General features: G+C 63.3%; 20 protein-coding genes. 5 read left to right on the plus strand and 15 right to left on the minus strand.

Annotated features, from left to right (window positions below; translation table 11 throughout):
* Positions 1-817: 817 nt before the first annotated feature.
* The 3 genes from CHR90_RS19130 to CHR90_RS05095 form a co-directional block, all read right to left on the minus strand.
* Positions 818-1,201, minus strand: coding sequence for a toxin-activating lysine-acyltransferase (locus CHR90_RS19130; RefSeq protein ID WP_141210874.1), 384 nt, complete (start codon positions 1,199-1,201; stop codon positions 818-820).
* 193 nt (positions 1,202-1,394) lie between these two features.
* Positions 1,395-2,069, minus strand: coding sequence for a glutathione S-transferase family protein (locus CHR90_RS05090; RefSeq protein WP_094407912.1), 675 nt, complete (start codon positions 2,067-2,069; stop codon positions 1,395-1,397).
* An 80-nt stretch (positions 2,070-2,149) separates the two neighbouring features.
* The gene (locus tag CHR90_RS05095) at positions 2,150-2,542 is read right to left on the minus strand and encodes a RidA family protein (protein ID WP_094407913.1); all 393 of its coding nucleotides are present in this window, start codon (positions 2,540-2,542) and stop codon (positions 2,150-2,152) included.
* 107 nt (positions 2,543-2,649) lie between these two features.
* Here CHR90_RS05095 and CHR90_RS05100 point away from each other — a divergent pair, with 107 nt between their 5' ends.
* Positions 2,650-3,243, plus strand: a complete 594-nt coding sequence (locus CHR90_RS05100) for a TetR/AcrR family transcriptional regulator (RefSeq protein ID WP_094407914.1) — start codon at positions 2,650-2,652, stop codon at positions 3,241-3,243.
* A 15-nt stretch (positions 3,244-3,258) separates the two neighbouring features.
* On the opposite strand, the gene CHR90_RS05105 is transcribed toward CHR90_RS05100, so the two are convergent.
* The gene (locus CHR90_RS05105) at positions 3,259-4,443 is read right to left on the minus strand and encodes an acetyl-CoA C-acyltransferase (RefSeq protein WP_094407915.1); all 1,185 of its coding nucleotides are present in this window, start codon (positions 4,441-4,443) and stop codon (positions 3,259-3,261) included.
* Positions 4,444-4,520: 77 nt separating this feature from the next.
* Here CHR90_RS05105 and CHR90_RS05110 point away from each other — a divergent pair, with 77 nt between their 5' ends.
* Complete coding sequence (locus CHR90_RS05110; protein ID WP_094407916.1) at positions 4,521-5,090, plus strand: TetR/AcrR family transcriptional regulator; 570 nt, start codon at positions 4,521-4,523, stop codon at positions 5,088-5,090.
* Here the strand turns inward: CHR90_RS05110 and CHR90_RS05115 are convergent.
* The 3 genes from CHR90_RS05115 to CHR90_RS05125 all read right to left on the minus strand — a co-directional run bounded on the left by CHR90_RS05115 (position 5,087) and on the right by CHR90_RS05125 (position 6,323).
* Positions 5,087-5,491, minus strand: coding sequence for an ASCH domain-containing protein (locus tag CHR90_RS05115; protein ID WP_094407917.1), 405 nt, complete (start codon positions 5,489-5,491; stop codon positions 5,087-5,089). The two genes, CHR90_RS05110 and CHR90_RS05115, sit on opposite strands and share 4 nt — an antisense overlap.
* Positions 5,488-5,994: a peptide deformylase gene (locus CHR90_RS05120; RefSeq protein ID WP_094407918.1), complete on the minus strand. Its 507-nt coding sequence runs from the start codon at positions 5,992-5,994 to the stop codon at positions 5,488-5,490. The genes CHR90_RS05115 and CHR90_RS05120 overlap by 4 nt, the downstream gene beginning before the upstream one ends.
* Positions 5,995-6,062: 68 nt before the next feature.
* The gene (locus tag CHR90_RS05125; protein ID WP_094408068.1) at positions 6,063-6,323 is read right to left on the minus strand and encodes a PepSY domain-containing protein; all 261 of its coding nucleotides are present in this window, start codon (positions 6,321-6,323) and stop codon (positions 6,063-6,065) included.
* 129 nt (positions 6,324-6,452) lie between these two features.
* Between CHR90_RS05125 and CHR90_RS05130 the strand changes: the two genes are divergently transcribed.
* The 3 genes from CHR90_RS05130 to atzF all read left to right on the plus strand — a co-directional run bounded on the left by CHR90_RS05130 (position 6,453) and on the right by atzF (position 10,356).
* Positions 6,453-7,115: a response regulator transcription factor gene (locus tag CHR90_RS05130; RefSeq protein ID WP_094407919.1), complete on the plus strand. Its 663-nt coding sequence runs from the start codon at positions 6,453-6,455 to the stop codon at positions 7,113-7,115.
* Positions 7,112-8,419 carry an ATP-binding protein gene (locus CHR90_RS05135; protein WP_094407920.1) on the plus strand — a complete coding sequence of 436 codons (1,308 nt, stop codon included), beginning with the start codon at positions 7,112-7,114 and terminating at the stop codon, positions 8,417-8,419. Before CHR90_RS05130 ends, CHR90_RS05135 begins: the two co-directional genes overlap by 4 nt.
* A 167-nt stretch (positions 8,420-8,586) precedes the next feature.
* The gene (gene atzF / locus CHR90_RS05140) at positions 8,587-10,356 is read left to right on the plus strand and encodes an allophanate hydrolase (protein ID WP_094407921.1); all 1,770 of its coding nucleotides are present in this window, start codon (positions 8,587-8,589) and stop codon (positions 10,354-10,356) included.
* Here the strand turns inward: atzF and CHR90_RS05145 are convergent.
* From CHR90_RS05145 to CHR90_RS05180, 8 genes are all read right to left on the minus strand, one after another.
* Positions 10,353-11,054: a GntR family transcriptional regulator gene (locus CHR90_RS05145; RefSeq protein WP_094407922.1), complete on the minus strand. Its 702-nt coding sequence runs from the start codon at positions 11,052-11,054 to the stop codon at positions 10,353-10,355. The genes atzF and CHR90_RS05145 overlap by 4 nt on opposite strands.
* Positions 11,055-11,117: 63 nt before the next feature.
* The gene (locus tag CHR90_RS05150) at positions 11,118-11,507 is read right to left on the minus strand and encodes an AtzH-like domain-containing protein (RefSeq protein ID WP_094407923.1); all 390 of its coding nucleotides are present in this window, start codon (positions 11,505-11,507) and stop codon (positions 11,118-11,120) included.
* Positions 11,504-12,169: a cysteine hydrolase family protein gene (locus CHR90_RS05155; protein ID WP_170941297.1), complete on the minus strand. Its 666-nt coding sequence runs from the start codon at positions 12,167-12,169 to the stop codon at positions 11,504-11,506. Before CHR90_RS05155 ends, CHR90_RS05150 begins: the two co-directional genes overlap by 4 nt.
* 10 nt (positions 12,170-12,179) lie before the next feature.
* Positions 12,180-13,694 (minus strand): ABC transporter ATP-binding protein, encoded by a 1,515-nt coding sequence (locus CHR90_RS05160; protein WP_212668618.1) that lies wholly within the window; start codon positions 13,692-13,694, stop codon positions 12,180-12,182.
* Entirely contained in the window at positions 13,691-14,368 is a 678-nt protein-coding gene (gene biuH, locus CHR90_RS05165; protein ID WP_094407924.1) for a biuret amidohydrolase, read from the minus strand. Before biuH ends, CHR90_RS05160 begins: the two co-directional genes overlap by 4 nt.
* 17 nt (positions 14,369-14,385) lie before the next feature.
* Complete coding sequence (locus tag CHR90_RS05170; RefSeq protein WP_094407925.1) at positions 14,386-15,309, minus strand: ABC transporter permease; 924 nt, start codon at positions 15,307-15,309, stop codon at positions 14,386-14,388.
* Positions 15,306-16,382, minus strand: a complete 1,077-nt coding sequence (locus CHR90_RS05175) for an ABC transporter permease (protein ID WP_094407926.1) — start codon at positions 16,380-16,382, stop codon at positions 15,306-15,308. Before CHR90_RS05175 ends, CHR90_RS05170 begins: the two co-directional genes overlap by 4 nt.
* Before the next feature lie 182 nt (positions 16,383-16,564).
* Positions 16,565-17,683, minus strand: coding sequence for a BMP family ABC transporter substrate-binding protein (locus CHR90_RS05180; protein ID WP_094407927.1), 1,119 nt, complete (start codon positions 17,681-17,683; stop codon positions 16,565-16,567).
* Positions 17,684-18,056: the final 373 nt, after the last annotated feature.

The raw sequence follows: 18,056 nt of genomic DNA on the forward strand, positions 1-18,056 counted from the left end.
TCTCCCCCATCGTCCCCGCAACGGTCTGTTGCGCGGTCTGCGGGGCCGAATCGGTTACAGTCGTCAGATAAAAATCCTTCGCATTTTAACGAGATATTAACGAACACAGCTTCGGTTGCAATCAGAATCCAGCCCACCCGTCCTCAGGCTGCCAGCCGTTGCATCTCAGCCACAGCGTGGCGTCGGCGCACCCCGAAGTCGACAAGCCGTTTTCCAATTTATGACAACAGTGTTGGTCGTAACGCACTCTTCTTATTTGAATCACTCATTGTTATAGCATCCTAGTTCGATGGAGATTTGCGATCTGGGTCAAGGTTTCCGAATCAAGAATGATGCCATGCATCAATAATTTTTACATATATCCAAAAATATAAGAAAGGCGATATAGCTAACGCAAATCTAGTGAATATGCTTTTCGCTCTTATAAACAATACTATAGAAACAGGAATCCCTATAACCACATAAAATGGCCCCGAGAACATCACATAATATGCCAGCACCTCTAAATCCCCTCGAGACGATGACGTGAAATCCTCCAAACAAAGCGCGACCATCAAAATATTAACAAGAGAGCCGAATTGAGACCTTACGTGGAAGAAAATTATTTAATATCCATAATTATACCACATTCTAAGTATCCTTGAGTATGCAAAAAAATAAAAAATCGGGGAAAACAATATAATAATCCTCCAATACCATTTCTTCAATTTTATCAAAAATAATATAGTGACAGGTATTCCTATGAAAATATAAAAGGGCGCCGAGAACATGGCGTAAAATGCTAATGTTTCATAAAAACCTCGATCAAAAGACATGGTTATTCTCCAACCTCAATCCCGGGCACGACGCTCTTGAGGTCGGCAATCATCGCCTCCGTATGCCCAAACGGCGCCACCAGGTCGATCAGCCCGACGATCTCGCCGCTGTTCCACTCCGCCGGGTGCAGGCGCAGGATGCCGCCGTTCAGCCGGTCCCGCACCTCCGGCGAGACCTTCCCCCACAGCGCCACACCAATCGGTTTCTGCGGATCGCGGAAGATGCGGTAGGTGCCCAGCAGCAAGGCCGGGGCCACGAACCAATCGAGGTCCGCCAGGAAGAGATGCTTATGGGCGGGCGATTGCGACATCAGCCAGCAAATCTCCCCCATCGTCCCCGCAACGGTCTGTTGCGCGGTCTGCGGGGCCTGGGAGGTGGTCGGCATCGTCAGGATCGTCTCCAGTCTTTCTCGTCGGTCTAGCGCTCGCGCAGCGCTTCCTGTTTGTACTTTTGCAACGGGGTGAGGAGATCGTCGAGCACGATGCGCTCGGCGGTTTTGATCGCCACCGCGACCGCCATACCCTTGGCCGCCGCCGCAATGGTGGCTTAGAACTGCGTCCGTTGTAACGCCCACAGTTCTAAGCCGGAACGGCTTGCGGGGCGGGAACCGGCGAAACCCCCTGCGCCTCTGCGGCTGTGATTTGGGCGGCCAGAGCGCGGCCATAAGCGGGCCGGGCCTTCAATCGCTGCCAATAGGCCGCAACGGCGGGCAGGAAGTGAGCATCAAGGCCAATCAATTCCGCCAGCATCAGGGCATAGCCGACCGATACATCGGCGGCGGTGAAACGGCTCGCGACGAGATACTCCCGCGCCGCCAGATGCGGCTCCAGCGTCCGCAACCGCCCCAGGAACCATTTCGCATAGGCGTCGGCCACTTCCGGCAATTTGCGCGCGTCCGGCTCGAAGCGGCCATAGCGCAGCACCAGGGTTTGCGGGAAGGTCAGCGTTGCCTCGCCGAAGTGCAGGAAGTTGAGATAGGCGCCATACTCCGCCTCCTCCGGTCCGATGCGTAGGGGCGTGGGCGCGGCCTTATCGGCGAGATATTGGCAGATCGCCGCCGATTCGGTCATGCGTACCGGCCCGTCTTCGAACAGCGGAATGGTGCCGAGCGGGTTGACGTCAAGGTAAGAGCGCTGCAAAGCGCGCGGCGGGAAGGGCAGGACGATCAACTCGTAAGCCAGCCGCAGTTCTTCCAGCATCCACAGGGGCCGGAAGGAGCGGGCACTGAGGCAGTGATAGAGTTTGATCGACATAGTGCAAAATCCCCCCGATGTTTTGGCCAGGATCGCACGGCCCTTCCCTAGAAGGCTAGACGTTTACGCCTGCGGAAAGATCAGGGGATGCGGGCGATGACCTTGATTTCGAAATCGAAGCCCGCGAGCCAAGTTACGCCCACCGCCGTCCAATTGGGATAGGGCGGTGCCCCGATGAATTTTTCGCGCACGGCCATGATGGTATCGAACTGCTGGGCCGGATCGGTGTGGAAGGTCGTTACATCGACCACATCCGCAAAGCTGCACCCGGCGGCGGCCAGCACGGCTGTGAGATTATCGAAGGCCCGTTCCACCTGCCGGGCGAACTCCGGCTCCGGCGACCCATCGGCGCGGCTGCCGACTTGGCCCGAAACGAACAGAAGATCGCCGGACCGGATCGCCGCCGAATAGCGGTGCTGGGTATAGAGCGCTTGGCGGTTGGGATCGGCCGGAAAAATGGCGTCGCGCGGCATGGGCTTATCCTTTGGGAAGTTTTCAGATACGGTGCGTATGTGGTTTGATCATATATACGCGACGTATGTCAATTGAAAACATACGCAGCGTATGTGAAAGGGATGATATGGCAGGGAACCGGCGTCTGGCGCAAATGGCGGAAACCCGCGCCAAGCTGATCGCGGCGGCGCGCAGGGCTTTTGCGGAGAAAGGCTATGCGGGCGCTTCGATGGACGATTTGACCGCCGAGGTCGGGTTAACGCGCGGCGCGCTCTATCACAATTTCGGCGATAAGCGCGGGCTGCTGGCGGCGGTCGTGGCGGAGATTGATGGGGAAATGGCCGCGGAGGCGCGCGCTGCGGCCGCGACCGTCGCGATGGCCTGGGATCGGTTGCTGGCGGAAGGCGTCGCCTATATCGAAATGGCCCTGCGACCGGAGGTGCAGCGGATCGTGCTGCTCGATGGTCCGGCGGTCCTCGGCGATCCGTCGCAATGGCCTAGCCAAGATAGCTGCCTACGGGCGACCGTAGCGGCGCTGACAATGCTTCAGGCGCAGGGGATCGTACGAGCGGTGGATGCAGAGGCGGCAGCCCGGCTGGTGAACGGCGCCGCGCTCAATGCAGCGCTCTGGGTCGCCGCCAGCGATGACCCGGCCCAGGTGCTGCCGAAAGCGGTGGAGGCCTTTACCTGCCTTGTGGAAGGGCTACTGGCCTCCCCATAGTCCCCGCAATCCGTCCTAGACGAGTTCGACCGCCATCGCCGTGGCTTCCCCGCCGCCGATGCACAGGGCGGCGATGCCTTTGCGCAGGCCCCGCGCTTTTAGGGCGTGCAGCAGCGTCACCAGGATGCGCGCACCAGAAGCGCCGATGGGATGCCCGAGGGCGCAGGCGCCGCCGTTGACGTTCAGTTTCTCGCGCGGGATGCCAATGTCTTTGGCGGCGGCCATCGCCACCACGGCGAAGGCCTCGTTGATTTCAAAGAGATCGACCTCGGTTGCCGACCAGCCGGTCTTTGCGAGCAACTTCCTAATCGCCGGGATCGGGGCGGTGGTGTACCAGGCCGGGGCGTGCGAATGGGTGGCGTGGCCCTTGATTTCGGCCAAGACCGGCAGCCCGTCCCGGTCGGCGACCGAGCGGCGGGTCACGATTAGCGCGGCGGCGCCATCGGCATTGGCGGAGGCGCTGGCGGCGGTGATCGTGCCATTGGCGCGGAAGGCGGGTTTCAGACCGGGGATACGCTCCGGCTGAACTTTCAGGGCGTGTTCATCGTTCTCGATCAGGAGTGCGCCGCCCTTGGCCGGAACGGAAATCGGCGCGATTTCGGCGGCGAACGCCTTGCTATTGATGGCGGCGCGGGCGCGGGTCAAGGTTTCAATCGCGAAAGCATCTTGATCGGCGCGGGTGAAGCCATATTGTTCGGCGGCAGCCTCGCCGAAATCGCCCATTGGGCGGCCCGGTTCATAGGCGTCTTCCAGCCCATCGAGCGCCATATGATCGAAGATACGGTCGTGACCGGACCGATACCCGGCGCGGGCCTTTTGCAGCAGGTAGGGGGCGTTCGACATGCTCTCCATCCCGCCCGCCAGAATGATCTCCCCCGCCTCGGCCCTTAGGAGATCATGGGCCAGCATCACCGCCTTCATGCCCGACCCGCAGACCTTGTTGATCGTCGTCGCGCCCACCGCATCGGGAATGCCCGCGCCGCGCAGTGCTTGCCGCGCGGGGGCTTGGCCTTGCCCGGCAGACAGCACATTGCCGATGAACCCTTCGCTGAGTTTTTCCGGCGCGAGGCCCGCCCGCTCCAGCGCCGCGCGGATCACATGGGCGCCTAAGGCATGGGCGGACAGGGGGGCGAGGTCGCCCAGAAACCGCCCCAGCGGCGTGCGGACGGCGGCGGCAATCACGATGGGATCGGCGGTCATGGGAACCTCGTTAAATGATGATCATCATGTATTGGATTATAAATGACGGTCATCCTATAAAGAGTCAAGGAGGCACCATGCGGGTCAGCAAGGCACAGGCAGAGGCCAATCGGGCGCGGATCATCGAAACCGCCGGGCGCTTGTTCCGGGAAAAGGGGTTCGATGGTATCGGTGTTGCTGATTTGATGAAGGAAGCCGGGCTAACGCACGGCGGCTTTTACGGTCATTTCGCGTCGAAGGAAGATCTGGCGGCCGCCGCCACGGCCCAGGCGTTTGCCGAAATGCGTGCCTATCTGGAAAAAACCGTTGCCCGGTATCCCGAGGATGCGTTCGAGCGGGTTGTGCGCGCCTATCTGTCGGAAACGCACCGGGCCGCGCCGGGCCGGGGCTGCGTTGCGGCGGCTTTGGGGCCAGAGGCCGGGCGCCATGCCCCGCCAGTGCAAGCGGCGATGACGGCGGGGATCGAAGCGCTTTTGGCCTTGCTCGCCCGCATTGCACCGGGGGAGACCGAGGCGGCGCGGGAGGCTAAGGCGCTGTCCGCCCTCACGGAGATGCTCGGGGCGATGGTGCTCGCCCGGTCGGTCGGCGATCCGGGGCTGGCGGCAAAAATCCTGAGGGCCGCCGAGGCGCGGATTTTGGGCGGCTAGAGCTTCCGTTCGAAAATATGCACCAGCCGGAAGCGCTCGCAGACCAGTTCCATGTCTGGATGGAAACCGCCATTGCGCTCGAAAAAGCGGATATGCCCGTCACGCCACGCTTCATACGGCCCTTCACCTTCCGCCACGGCAAAAGCATCATCGACATCGCAGAAGCGGCGGATGGTGACATCGGTGGTTTCGATAGCGCAGGCGGGCCGGCCTTGGCCGTCCAGCACCACATCGCGCCGCCCGACCTGCGGCATCGGCTCGCCCGCCTCAATATCACGCAAGGCGCCGCAGGTGGCGGTTTTCTGACCACTGAGAACGCGGGCAAGCAGGTCATCCGCCAATTCGGGCGAGTCGCCGAATTGGAATTGATGGGCGGTCGCATACTCCGGCGGCAGGCTCATGGTGCGGCTCGGCGTTTCAGTTTCTCATAGCGTTTCACGATCCGCTCGCGCTTCAGCGCCGACAAGCGGAAAATCCAGAAAAGACCGTCGAGTTGATCGATTTCATGCTGAAGGCAGGTGGCGAGCAGCCCCTCCGCCGCCTCCTCCCGGGTGTCGCCGGTGATCGTCTGATAGCGCACCCGCACACGGGCCGGGCGGTCCAGCGCGTCGATCACGCCGGGCATCGATAGGCTGCCTTCGTCCTGCTGGCGGGTTTCGTCCGACGACCAGATGATGTCCGGGTTCACATAGGTGCGCGGCCCGTCTTCCGCCGAAAGTTCGATCACCGTGATGCGGCTAAGAACCCCAATATGCGGCGCGGTGATGCCCAGGCCCTGCTGGTCGCGCAAGGTGTCGAGCAGATCGGCTGCGAGGGTGGCAAGGCTTTCGTCGAAGACCGTGACGGGCGCGGTCGCTTGCCGCAGCTTGGGGTTCGGATAGAAAATCAGATCGCGCACGGCCACGGCCAGTCTCCCTTAGGGCTATCGGCGCGCATCAAGCCCGGCGGCGTGGAAAAAGTCTAGCCGCGCGGTCAATCAGCTTCGATGGCCAATGGTGCCAGGCTTTTGGGATCATATTTTGCTTCGATCTTGCGGCCCTGTGGGTCGAAGGCCTTCACCTCGTAGCAGCCGTCATCGACCTTGATGCGGCTGACGCGATAGCCCTCCTGGGTCAGCCTTTGGTGCAGCACCTCGCGCGGTTGCCATTCGGCGACGGGCGCGTGGCAGTGGGGGCCGCCCGCCCAGGCGCCGCCGCTCAGCAGAACCCCCGTCACAAGAAGACGCCCGATCATCGCAGCCCATCCTTTCATTACCCTGCGTCAACCCTGCCAGGATAGTCTGACGCAAGCCTGACGGCGGGGCCTTTCCGTCAGGCACCGGTCAGGCTGTTGCGCCAGACTGCGGCAAAGGCAGGAGGGGTGATGCGGATATTATTGGTGGAGGACGAGCGCAGCATCGGCGGTGCCGTGCGCGATCAGTTGAACGCCGATGGGCAGGCGGTGGATTGGGCGGAAAGCCTTGTGGCGGCAGGGGAGTTTCTGGCCGTGACCGACTATGACCTGCTGCTGCTCGACCTTGTGTTGCCCGATGGGCAGGGCAGCGATCTGCTGAAGCGACTGCGGGCGGTGGGATCGGTGCTGCCGGTCATCATTCTGACGGCGCGCGACCGCATTTCCGACCGGATCGCCGGGCTGAACGCCGGGGCCGATGATTATCTGGTGAAGCCTTTCGACCTGAACGAACTCTCCGCCCGCATTGCTGCGGTCGCGCGCCGGGCGGCGGGGAAGCCCAATCCCGAAACCCGGCTGGGCGCTGTCACGCTCGATCCTGCCGCCCGGCGGGCCAGCCGCGATGGCCAGCCGGTCACCCTGACCGCGCGGGAATGGGCCTTGCTCGATGCGCTGCTGCGCCGCCCAGGGGCGATCCTGTCGAAACCGCAACTCGAAGAAAGCCTCTATGCCTTCGGGGACGAGGTGGAGAGCAACGCCGTCGAAGCCCACGTCAGCCGCCTGCGCAAGAAGCTGGGGCATGAGATCGTCGAGACTGCGCGCGGCCTGGGCTATCGCTTGGGGGCCGGGGCATGACCGGACCCTATAGTCTGCAACGGCGGCTCAGCCTGTTATTAACGCTGTTGGTGCTCGCGCTCTGGGGCATTGCGACGCTGGCGGGGGCCGTGATCGTTCGGCACGAGTTGGACGAGGTATTCGACAGCGCGTTGCAGGAACTGGCGCAACGCCTGCTGCCGTTGGCCGTTGAAACCCTTTACCGCGATGATCCCACCGATGGGCCGCGCCATATTGCGGCGCTGGCAGGGCACGAAGAGTATCTGACCTATCTGGTGCGCGATGCTGATGGGCATATCCTCATCCGCTCCCATGATGCCGACCCCTCGGCCTTTCCTGGGCGACCGACGCCAGGGTTTCGCAGTTTTCGCGATGTGCGGCTCTACACCGAAGCGGGGGTAAGCGGCACGGTCTTTGTCGAGGTGGCAGAACCGCTAGGGCACCGCCGGGAAGCAGCCTGGGAAGCCAGCCTCGGCTTGCTCGCGCCGATTTTGCTGTTGGCGCCGCTTAGCCTGCTGGCGGTCTGGGGCGGCGTTCGGCGCGGTTTGGTACCAGTCACGCTGCTGCGGCGACAGATCGAGCGGCGCGGCGATGCCGACTTAACGCCGATTGCCGGGCTGCGGCTACCATCGGAAATTGCCCCGGTGGCTGGGGCCGTCAATCGGCTGATGGCGCGGCTCGACCGTGCTTTGGCGGCCGAGCGCAGTTTCGCCGCGAACAGCGCCCATGAATTGCGCACGCCGCTGGCGGGGGCCTTGGCGCAGACCCAGCGCCTGATCGCCGAAGCACCAGAGGGGCCATTGCGCGACCGGGCGGTGGCGGTGGCGGCGTCGCTCAACCGCCTGTCGCATCTCTCCGAAAAACTGCTGCAACTCGCCCGCGCTGAATCCGGCCTGTTTCCCCCCGGCCCGCCGACCGATCTGGCGCCGCTGGTGCCGATGATCCTGGACGATCTGATCCGGGCGGCAGAAGGGCGCTTGCTGATCGATCCGGCGGCGCCGCTCATCGCCACCATCGACCCGGATGCCTTTGCGCTGCTGCTGCGCAACTTGGTGGAAAACGCCCTAAAGCATAGCCCTCGCGGGACGCGGGTGATCGTTCGGGTGCTGGCGGAGGCGGTTCACATCCGCAATCAAGGCCCGGTTGTGGATTTCGACCGGCTGCGTGCCCGCTTTGCGCGCGGGACTACCCGGGCGTCCGGCAGTGGTTTGGGCCTTGCCATTGTCGATGCGCTGGCCGCCGCGACCGGGGCCGCCGTAGCCTTCCGCTCACCGGCCCCGGGGGCGGTGGATGGTGTCGAGGTCGTCTTAACGCCGCCCGCGTGAGTGCCGGGAAAGGCAGCATCTGCCGCTTTCCTGCGCGCCAACGCTGCGCCCGAGCGCTCCATACGGGCTAAAAAGGGGTAATGATTAAAAAATAGCCTATGGCATCAGCATTGCATACATTCTTGCGAACGGGCGCCGTCGCCCAGCAAGACAGAGGAGCAGAGGCAATGGCAACGCTGGCGGACTATCTTTCCCAGGCCAGGGCAAGCGGATCGGCGGAAGCGGGCGTTCGGGCCGCCTATGAGCGTATCCGCGCCTGGAACGATCCGGCGCTGTTCATCACCCTGCGACCGGAGGAAGAGGCGCTGGCCGCCGCCCGCGCCCTGGCCGGAAAGACCGATCTGCCGCTGTTCGGCGTGCCCTTCGTGGTGAAGGATAATATCGACGTCGCGGGCCTGCCGACGACAGCGGCCTGCCCCGATTTCGCGTATACGCCGACGGTTTCGGCCTTTGCCGTGGCGCGGCTGGAGGCGGCGGGGGCGATTGTCGTTGGCAAGAGCAACCTTGATCAATTCGCGACCGGCCTCGTCGGCGTCCGCTCCCCCTATGGGGTGCCGCGCAATAGCCTGCGGGCCGATTTGGTGCCGGGCGGCTCCTCCTCCGGCTCGGCCACCTCGGTCGGGGCGGGGCTGGTGCCGTTTGCGCTGGGGACCGATACGGCGGGATCGGGCCGGGTGCCTGCCGCCCTTAATGGTATCGTCGGGCTGAAACCGACGCTTGGCACAGTGTCCGGCACGGGCATGGTTCCGGCGTGCCGAACGCTCGATACAATCTCTGTTTTCGCCCTCACCGCCGACGATGCTTGGACGGTCTATTCGGTCATGGCGGGCTATGATGCGGCGGATGCTTATGCGCGCCGCCTGCCGCCGGGGACGCCTACCTCGGTCCCCCCTGGGCTGCGGGTCGGTGTGCCGATGCGCCATAGTCGGGAATTCTTCGGCGATGCGGCAGCGGAAGCGGCCTTCGCCGCCGATTGCGCCGCGCTGACCGGCTTGGGCGCGACCTTGATCGAGATCGACCTTGACCCGTTTTTCGCCGTCGCTCGGCTGCTCTACGAAGGGCCGTGGGTGGCCGAACGCTATGCCGCGATTCGCGCGCTGATCGAAACGACGCCGGAGGTACTGCACCCGGTCACGCGCGGGATTATCGAGAATGCCCGCAAGTTCGACGCACCGCAGGTGTTCGAAGCGCTCTACAAACTCGCCGCGTTGAAGCGCGCGACCCTGCCAGTTTGGGACACCATCGACCTAATGATGGTGCCGACGATGCCGCGTCCCTATACGGTGGCGCAGGTGCAGGCCGATCCGGTACGCCTCAACTCCAACCTCGGCACCTATACGAATTTCGTCAATTTGCTCGATCTCTCGGCGCTCGCCGTGCCCTCGTCCCTACGCGGCGACGGCTTGCCCGCCAGTGTGACGCTGATCGGTCCGGCGGGGGGCGATGCCGGGCTGCTATCGCTCGGGCGGCTGATCCAGGCGCGGTCCCGCCTGCCCCTGGGGGCAACGGGGCAAGCGCTGCCGCCACTGGCCGTGCTGCCGCCTACGGCTGCGGGGATCGAGGTTGCCGTTGTCGGGGCGCATCTGTCCGGCATGCCGCTTAATCATCAATTGACCGATCTCGGCGGAAAATTGCTGCGGGCGGTGACGACAACGCCGGACTATCGTCTGTTCCGTCTGCCCGGCGACGGCCCAGCGAAACCCGGTCTGTTACGGGCGGTGGGCGGTGTTACTGTGGCGGTGGAAGTCTGGTCGCTGCCGTCCGAAGCCCTGGGCGCCTTTGCCGCGCAGATCCCGGCACCCCTGGGGTTGGGGCGGGTAAAACTGGCCGATGGAACGGCGCCGCTAGGGTTTCTCGTCGAAGCTGTGGCCGTTGAAGGGGCAGACGATATCTCCCGCTTTGGCGGCTGGCGGGCGTATTTGGCGAGTTTAACCTAAGCCGTCTCAGCCCCCGCCGAGGCGGCGGGGGCGATTTCTTCGCCGACATAGCGCAGATAGGCTTGCTCCACTGTGCCGATATGGCCGCGCATAGCGGTCGCCGCGCCGTTCTGATCGCCTTTCAGGATCGCATCCACCACCACCTCGTGCTCGGCGTAGGAGCGCGAGAGGCGGCCCAAAGTGCGGAACTGGGCGCGGCGGAAGGGGGAGAGGCGCAGGCGCGTCGTCGCCGTCAGTTCCGCCAAATAGGGATTATGGCTCCCGGCATAGATCGCGGCGTGGAACTCGACATTGGCTTCATGGAACTGCTGAGGGTCGCCCTCGCGCACCAAGGGCGCCATCGACCGGTGCAGATTTTCCAGATCGCGCCGCTCCCGCGCCGTCATGGCGACGGCGGCATAGCCGGCGCACAGGGCTTCGAGATCAGCCATGACCATAAACATCGCGGCCAATTGCTCATCGGATGGGCGGGCGACCAGGGCGCTGCGGTGCTGGCGAGTTTCGACCAACCCGCTCGCGGCCAGCAGGCGGATGGCCTCACGCACCGGGGTGCGGGAAACGCCGAAGCGTGCGGCAAGGTCGGATTCGTCCAGCGGCGTGCCGGGTGCCAGGATGCCGCGCACGATTTCATCCGCCAATTGTTGGCGCAAATCTTCGGCGCGGGTGCCGCGTCGGGCGAAAGGGCGCGGTCCGGGCATGATGAAGGGCTGTTTCCTTTTTTCGTCTCGGGTCAAGGCTTTAGCACGTTCTTGGGGCGGGCGTTACTTGGAAATCGGCACTTCTGGAATGCTACTGACGTGGGCGTGAACGATGCGCCAACCCTCGGGCAACCGTGCCCAGGTCTGACTTTGCCGCCCCAACTGCCCCGGCAGACCGGGATAACGGAAGAGGGTTGCGACCAACACACAGTCCGGCGATAGCGCCGTGACGCGCGTCTCCTCCCGCGCGCGCCCAGGCAGAACCGGCGTCGCCTCCGCCCGCCAGCGCTTCACGGCGTCGATCCCATATTGAACCTCAGCAACACCGTAGCGCACGACCTCCGGCGAGTCCCAGAAGGCGGCATCCATCGCCGCCACATCGTTGCGCATCAGCGCGTCTTCATAGGCTTCGAAGAGGGCGCGGACCTCGGTTTCAGCGGCGGTCAGGCTCATGGCGTTACCGCCGTTTCAAGGGCGGGCAGGGTGCAGGTCCAGCCGACAATGCCGCCCTGCGCGCGGATCATCGCCAGGGTCGCGGTCTTGAACTCGGCGAAATAACTCTCCGTCGCTTCTTCCACGAGCAGGCAATCATAGCCCCGGTCGTTGGCTTCGCGCATGGAGGTTTGGACGCAGACCTCTGTCGTCACCCCAGCGAAGACTAACTGCCGGATACCGTTTTGCGCCAGCAGAGCTTCAAGATTGGTCTTGTAGAAGGCCCCCTTGCCGGGCTTATCGATCACGGCTTCCCCGGCGATGGGGGCGCAAGCATCAATAATGGCATTACCCGGCTCGCCGCGCACCAGAATGCGCCCCATCGGCCCAGGGTCACCGATGCGGGCGGCGGGCTTGCCGCGCAAGCGTTTGGCGGGCGGGCAGTCCGACAGATCGGGCAGATGCGATTCTCGGGTATGGATCACCGGCCAGCCCTTGGCGCGAAACAGGCCAATTAACTCGGCGACGGCGGGAACGATGGCCCCCAGGCGGGTGACGTCGTTCCCCAAGGACGCGCCAAAGCCGCCGGGTTCGATGAAGTCGCGCTGCATATCGATCACCACCAGCGCCACGGCGGCAGGATCGAGCGGGAAGGGGCCGGGGTCGGCGGGGATGGGGATCATCAGGATGCTTTCAATGCCCGGCCATCGCGTGGCCAATGGCGGTGCGGTCGGCCTCGGCCGCGGGGGCGAGATAGGTGATATGGCCATCCGACATCACGGCGATGCGGTCGGATAGTTCAAGGATTTCGTCGAGGTCTTCCGAAATCAGCAGAATGGCCGTGCCCTTATTGCGCAAGGCCATCAACTGACCGCGAATATCGGCGACGGAGGCGAAATCCAGCCCGAAGCAGGGGTTCGCTACTACAAGCACCGCGACATCGCCGGAAATTTCCCGCGCTAGCACCGCGCGCTGCACATTGCCGCCCGACAGGGCTTCGATAGGCGTTTCGGGGGAGCGGGTGCGGATATTGTAGCGGGCGATCAGGCTTTCCGCTTGGGCGCGGATTTCTTTGCCTGATAGGAACCAGCGGGCTTTGGCCAAGGGGGCTTTGTCGAAGCCGCGAAAAGCCAGGTTTTCGGCTACGCTCATGCGCGGGGCGGTGGCGTTTTTCAGGGGTTCTTCCGGCAGGCTGAAGACCTTCATCACGTCCATTTCCGCCCGCTTGGGCGTGTAGGGCTTACCCTTGACGAAAATCCGCCCATCGGCTAGCGGGCGCTGACCCGCCAGGATTTCGAGCAGCTCCACCTGCCCATTGCCCGATACCCCGGCCAGCCCCAGGATTTCGCCTTCGTGGACCTTAAGATCGAGTTCTTGCACCGCAGGCAGCCCATCGTCCCCATCGCCGTACAGCGCGATAAGATCGACGGCGACCGGCGTTGCCCCGTGATCGACGCGGGCGGCGCGGGCGGGCACCTTGGTTTCGCCGATCATCATTTTTGCCATCGCGTCGGTCGAAAGCTCCGCCACCGACCCGCTGCCGACCTTACGGCCCCGGCGCAGCACGGTCACGCTGTCGCAGAATTCCGTCACTTCGCGGAATTTGTGGGTAATCATCAGCACGGTCAGCTCGCCCCGATCCGTCATGCCGCGCAGCAGGCCGAGGATTTCGCTGGCTTCGTCGGGGGTGAGCACGGAGGTCGGCTCGTCCAGAATCAGAAACCGCTGATTGAGGTAAAGCTGTTTTAGAATCTCCAGCTTCTGCTTCTGCCCAGCAGCAAGGCTGGACAGCGGCACATCCAGCGGCACGCGGAAGGGCATGCGGTCAAGGAAGGCGTCTAGCGCCTTGGTCTCCCTGGCCCAATCGACCACCAGCGGCACATCGGCACGCGCCATGACGAGGTTTTCCGCCCCGGTCAGTGACGGAACCAGGGTGAAATGCTGATAGACCATGCCGATGGCCAGCGCCCGCGCCTCGCGCGGGGTGGCGATGCTCACCTGCTTGCCGTCCAGCAGGATTTCCCCCGCGTCGGGCTGGTAGAAGCCCATCAGGCATTTGACCAGGGTCGATTTGCCCGCGCCATTCTCCCCCAGTAGCGCATGAAACGATCCGGCAGGCACGGAGATCGACACATCGTCGAGCGCTTGGAAGGCGCCAAAGCGCTTGCCCATGCCGAGAATATCGATGCCAATCGCCCGGCTACTCATGGCAGGGCCGCTAGCAGCGCGGCGGAGGGGGCGACCGCGCCGAAAACCCCGCCCTGCATCTTTACCATGCTGACGGCGGCCAGATGGTTATTGTGGTCGGTCGCGCCGCAGCAATCTTCCAGCAGCAGGCATTCATAGCCCCGGTCATTGGCCTCGCGCATGGTGGTATGGACGCAGACATCGGTGGTAATGCCGGTTAGGATGATATTGGCGATACCGTTCTGGCGCAGGATCAGATCAAGGTCGGTGGCGCAGAAGCTGCCCTTGCCTGGTTTGTCGATAATCACTTCGCCCGGCAGCGGCGCAAGGTCGGGGATGATTTCCCACCCCGGCTCCCCCCGGATCAGAATGCGCCCGCAGGGGCCGGGGTCGCCGATGCCCGCGCCAATCTGGCGGGAGCGCCAGCGCTTGTTCGGCGGCAGGTCCGACAGGTCCGGGCGGTGGCCTTCACGCGTATGGATAATGAAATAGCCCTTCTGGCGCATGGCGGTCAGCACGCGCTTGATCGGCTCGATGGGGGCGCGGGTCAGCGATAGATCATAGCCCATCGCATCGACATAGCCGCCCTCGCCGCAGAAATCGGTCTGCATATCGATGACGATCAGGGCGGTGTTCTGCGGGCGCAGATCGGCGTTCCAGGGCCATTCGTAGGGGGAGGCGGTGATGAGCGGCATGGAAAATCCTCCAAAAACTACCTCGTGATCGTCAATTCGCTGGGCGCGTCCTTCAGACTGCGCTTGGGCGAGACGGAGGCGATCATGATGAGAAGCGTCAGGATGTAGGGGGCGGCGTTGAACAGGTAATAGCCCTGGCTGATGCCGATGGACTGCAAGGCCGGGCCGAGCGCCCCCGCACCGCCGAACAGCAGCGCGGCGATAAAGCAGCGCAGCGGGTTCCAGCGCGCGAAGATCACCAAAGCCACGGCGATCAGCCCTTGGCCGGACGACAGGCCCTCGTTCCAGCTTCCGGGGTAGGAGAGCGAGAGGAACGATCCGCCGATGCCCGACAGGAACCCGCCGAGTGCCGTGCAGATCAACCGCACTTGGCTCAAAGAATAGCCCATCGCCCGCGCCGCCGCCGCACTATCGCCGACCATGCGGACGATCAGCCCCCAGCGGGTGGTTTTGAAGCCCCAGGCCATCAGCAGCGCTAGGGCGGCGCCGACGAAGAAGAGCGGATTGATCTCGAGCGCGGCGGCAATGGCCGGGTTCCCGGTCCAATCCCCGAGCGGCAGCCCCGGCAGGCGCGGCGCGGCGGGTTGAATGAACGGTTTGCCGAAGAAGAAGGCAAGTCCGGTGCCGAACAGCATCAAGGCAATCCCCACGGCGACATCATTGATGCGCGGCAGGTTGCACAGCAACCCGTGCAGCGTTCCGAGGCCGAGGCCCGCGAACCCCGCCACCAGCACACCCAACCAGGGGGAGCCGGTGCCATAGGCGGTGGCATAAGCGCTCATCGCACCGAAAATCAGCGTGCCTTCGAGGCCGAGGTTGATGCGCCCGCTCTTCTCCGTCAGGCATTCGCCCAAGGATACGAAGAGGAAGGGGGTTGAGACGCGGATGGCCCCGGCGAAAATCGCCAGCAGCACGGTCCAAATTCCCGGATCGCTGGTCATCGCGCGGCGCTCCTCTCGTCAGCGGGGCGGAAGAAGGGGATGCGGCCATAAAGGGTTTCGCTGGCCAGTAGGGTGACGAAGATCACCCCCTGCATCAGCAGCACGGTAGCGTCGGGCAGGCCTAAACGCCGCTGGATCAACCCGCCGCTGGCAGCAATCCCACCGAATAAGAGGGCGACGGGCAGAATCGCCAGCGGATTATGCCGGGCGAGGAAGGCAACTAGGATGCCGGTGAACCCGTAGCCCGCCGCGAGTGAGGCATTCGCCCGCCCGTGGATCGCCGCGACTTCAAAGAACCCCGCCAACCCTGCCGCCGCACCTGCCAGCATGGAAAACCCCACCACCAGCCGCCCGACCGGCAACCCTTGGGCTTTCGCGGCGCGGATATTGCCGCCGGTGACGCGGGCGGCGAAACCCACCGTCGTATGATCGATCAGCACATAATAAGCAGCAGCCAGCACCACCCCGGCAATCAGCCCCCAATGGACTTCCATGCCGGGGATCGGCCCAATCATCGCCTCGGCGGGCAGCGGGAAGGTCGATGGCTTATTTTGACTAGCAGGATCGCGGAACGGCCCCTCGACAGAGAAGTTCAGCAGCGCGACGGCGATATAGACCAGTAGCAGCCCGGCAATCGTCTCATTGACGCCCCGGAAAGTCCGCAAGGCCCCGACCATACCGATCCACGCCCCGCCCGCCAGCGCCGCCGTAACGGCCATCACCAGCAGGACCGCCCAAGCGGGCCAGACCCCGGCAATGGGCAGCGAGATCACCGCGCAGGCGAGGCCGCCGATTACCAGCGCCCCTTCGCCGCCGATGATCACCAGCCCCAGCCGGGCGGGCAGCGCGACGCACAGGGCCGTTAAGATCAGCGGCGCCGCCCGCAGTAAGGCGTTCTGGATCGAAAACCAAGTGCCGAAGCCGCCGCGCCAGATCAGCGCAAAGAAGTCGGCGGGTGATTTGCCCAAAGCCCAGAGAAACACCGAAAACAGCGCCGCCGACACGAGCAGCGCGCCCAGCGGCATCACCACATATTCGCTTCTGGCCCGCCATCGATCCAGCCGTGCCGTCATTCGGCGTCTCCTGTTCACGCGGTCGCAGGATCAGGGGCTTTGCCCCCGATGCCCCCAGCCAAGGGGCTTGCCCCTTGGCGATCCCATTTTCCCCGTTCATAACCTCCGAAAACCGAAGCAATTCCGGGACCAAGAAAAGGGAGTCTCAAGGGGCTGAGCCCCTTGAGCGGCAAGGCTCTGCGTTACGTCAGCGACCCAATCACGCCGTCGAGCAGATAATTGCTGTTCTCAAGCCCCGCATCGTAGTTATCGAGGCTCTTGCCCGCGGCGACTATTTCCTTGCCCTTATTGTCTTTCAGCGGCCCGACGTAGATCGGGGTTTTGGCGACCAGGGCGGCTTTCGCTTCGGTGGCGGCTTTGATGGCTTCCGGCGTCGCGCCCGCGCCGAAGGCGGTGTTTTGGACGTAATCGAGATCGAAGCCGCCGCGCACGAAGTTCGGCAGTTTTTCGCCTTTGGCCAGGGCGGCGGCGAACTGCTTATAGATGGTTTCCCACTTATATTCGGCGCCGGTGATGAAGCCCTTCGGGGCCAAGGGCCCCTGATTGGCGTTATGGCCGCAGGATTTGACGCCACGCTTTTCGGCAGTCTGGATCACCACTTTCGGGCTATCGACGTGACAGGTGATGACGTCGCACCCGGCATCGACCAGGGCGTTGGTGGCTTCCGCCTCGCGCACGGGCAGCGACCAATCGCCGGTGAAGATCACCTGCACCGTGGCGTTCGGATTGGTCTTGCGCGCGCCAAGCAGGAAAGAATTGATGTTGCGGACCACGGTGCCGATGGGTTTGGCGGCGATGAAGCCGAGCTTGTTGCTTTTGGTCGATAGGCCTGCGGCCACGCCGTCGATATAATGGGCCTGATCAATGTAGCCGAAGTAGCTGCCCGCGTTCTTCGGGTGCTTATCGGCTTGCCACAGGCCAACGGCATGGCGGAATTCGACGGCGGGATATTTCTTCGCCATTTCGATCATATGCGGGTCAAAATAACCGAAGGAGGTGGCGAAGATCAGCTTGGCGCCGTCGAGATTGATCATCGATTCCATCGTCTTTTGCACGGCGACGGTTTCCGGCACATTTTCTTCTTCGATCACGGTGACGCCCGGCACCGCCTTCAACGCCTGCGCGCCGACCGCATGGGCCTGGTTCCAGCCGAAATCGTCGCGCGGGCCAACATAGATAATGCCGATGGTCAGCCCCGCCGCCTGGGCGCTGCGAAAGGGCAGCCCGCCCGCCGCGACGCCCAGTGCCCCGAGGGCCGTGGTTTTGAGGATCGACCGGCGGCTGATCAAATTCTTATCCATCTCTACGGCCCTTTTGCTGCTGATATGGACATCGGCGCACTCCCGCCGACGCTCTGTCGTCCTATCAGCAACATGTATGCCAGAGATGTTTCTTATTAAATTTCAGAGGGTTGATCCGGTTTTCAGTTTTTCTTCAAGGGTCAATTGTATGCAAAATCAGGCGATATGATTAAAAAATATACTCACAAAATTGATTGCATACAAAAACATCAGTCGTTGCCGTTTATCCCGGGAGATTTGTCATCTGATCAGATATTTTTGGAATGTTGACTGACAAATATTCCCTGCGTAAGGCTAAGCTGCAACCGGGGGAACGCCGCCGCTGCCCGCCGGACAATCAAGGCTTGATCATTGGCCCACGCGGGAGGAAAGC

The sequence above is a fragment of the Elstera cyanobacteriorum genome (genome assembly GCF_002251735.1).
Classification (GTDB): Bacteria; Pseudomonadota; Alphaproteobacteria; order Elsterales; family Elsteraceae; genus Elstera; species Elstera cyanobacteriorum.

Excerpts from the sequence above, each read along its gene's own strand:
- CHR90_RS19130 (WP_141210874.1), bottom strand. The coding sequence starts at position 1,201 with ATGCCGACCACCTCCCAGGCCCCGCAGACCGCGCAACAGACCGTTGCG.
- CHR90_RS05090 (WP_094407912.1), bottom strand. The coding sequence starts at position 2,069 with ATGTCGATCAAACTCTATCACTGCCTCAGTGCCCGCTCCTTCCGGCCC.
- CHR90_RS05095 (WP_094407913.1), bottom strand. The coding sequence starts at position 2,542 with ATGCCGCGCGACGCCATTTTTCCGGCCGATCCCAACCGCCAAGCGCTC.
- CHR90_RS05100 (WP_094407914.1), top strand. The coding sequence starts at position 2,650 with ATGGCAGGGAACCGGCGTCTGGCGCAAATGGCGGAAACCCGCGCCAAG.
- CHR90_RS05105 (WP_094407915.1), bottom strand. The coding sequence starts at position 4,443 with ATGACCGCCGATCCCATCGTGATTGCCGCCGCCGTCCGCACGCCGCTG.
- CHR90_RS05110 (WP_094407916.1), top strand. The coding sequence starts at position 4,521 with ATGCGGGTCAGCAAGGCACAGGCAGAGGCCAATCGGGCGCGGATCATC.
- CHR90_RS05115 (WP_094407917.1), bottom strand. The coding sequence starts at position 5,491 with ATGAGCCTGCCGCCGGAGTATGCGACCGCCCATCAATTCCAATTCGGC.
- CHR90_RS05125 (WP_094408068.1), bottom strand. The coding sequence starts at position 6,323 with ATGATCGGGCGTCTTCTTGTGACGGGGGTTCTGCTGAGCGGCGGCGCC.
- CHR90_RS05130 (WP_094407919.1), top strand. The coding sequence starts at position 6,453 with ATGCGGATATTATTGGTGGAGGACGAGCGCAGCATCGGCGGTGCCGTG.
- CHR90_RS05135 (WP_094407920.1), top strand. The coding sequence starts at position 7,112 with ATGACCGGACCCTATAGTCTGCAACGGCGGCTCAGCCTGTTATTAACG.
- atzF (WP_094407921.1), top strand. The coding sequence starts at position 8,587 with ATGGCAACGCTGGCGGACTATCTTTCCCAGGCCAGGGCAAGCGGATCG.
- CHR90_RS05145 (WP_094407922.1), bottom strand. The coding sequence starts at position 11,054 with ATGCCCGGACCGCGCCCTTTCGCCCGACGCGGCACCCGCGCCGAAGAT.
- CHR90_RS05150 (WP_094407923.1), bottom strand. The coding sequence starts at position 11,507 with ATGAGCCTGACCGCCGCTGAAACCGAGGTCCGCGCCCTCTTCGAAGCC.
- CHR90_RS05155 (WP_170941297.1), bottom strand. The coding sequence starts at position 12,169 with ATGATCCCCATCCCCGCCGACCCCGGCCCCTTCCCGCTCGATCCTGCC.
- CHR90_RS05160 (WP_212668618.1), bottom strand. The coding sequence starts at position 13,694 with ATGAGTAGCCGGGCGATTGGCATCGATATTCTCGGCATGGGCAAGCGC.
- biuH (WP_094407924.1), bottom strand. The coding sequence starts at position 14,368 with ATGCCGCTCATCACCGCCTCCCCCTACGAATGGCCCTGGAACGCCGAT.
- CHR90_RS05170 (WP_094407925.1), bottom strand. The coding sequence starts at position 15,309 with ATGACCAGCGATCCGGGAATTTGGACCGTGCTGCTGGCGATTTTCGCC.
- CHR90_RS05175 (WP_094407926.1), bottom strand. The coding sequence starts at position 16,382 with ATGACGGCACGGCTGGATCGATGGCGGGCCAGAAGCGAATATGTGGTG.
- CHR90_RS05180 (WP_094407927.1), bottom strand. The coding sequence starts at position 17,683 with ATGGATAAGAATTTGATCAGCCGCCGGTCGATCCTCAAAACCACGGCC.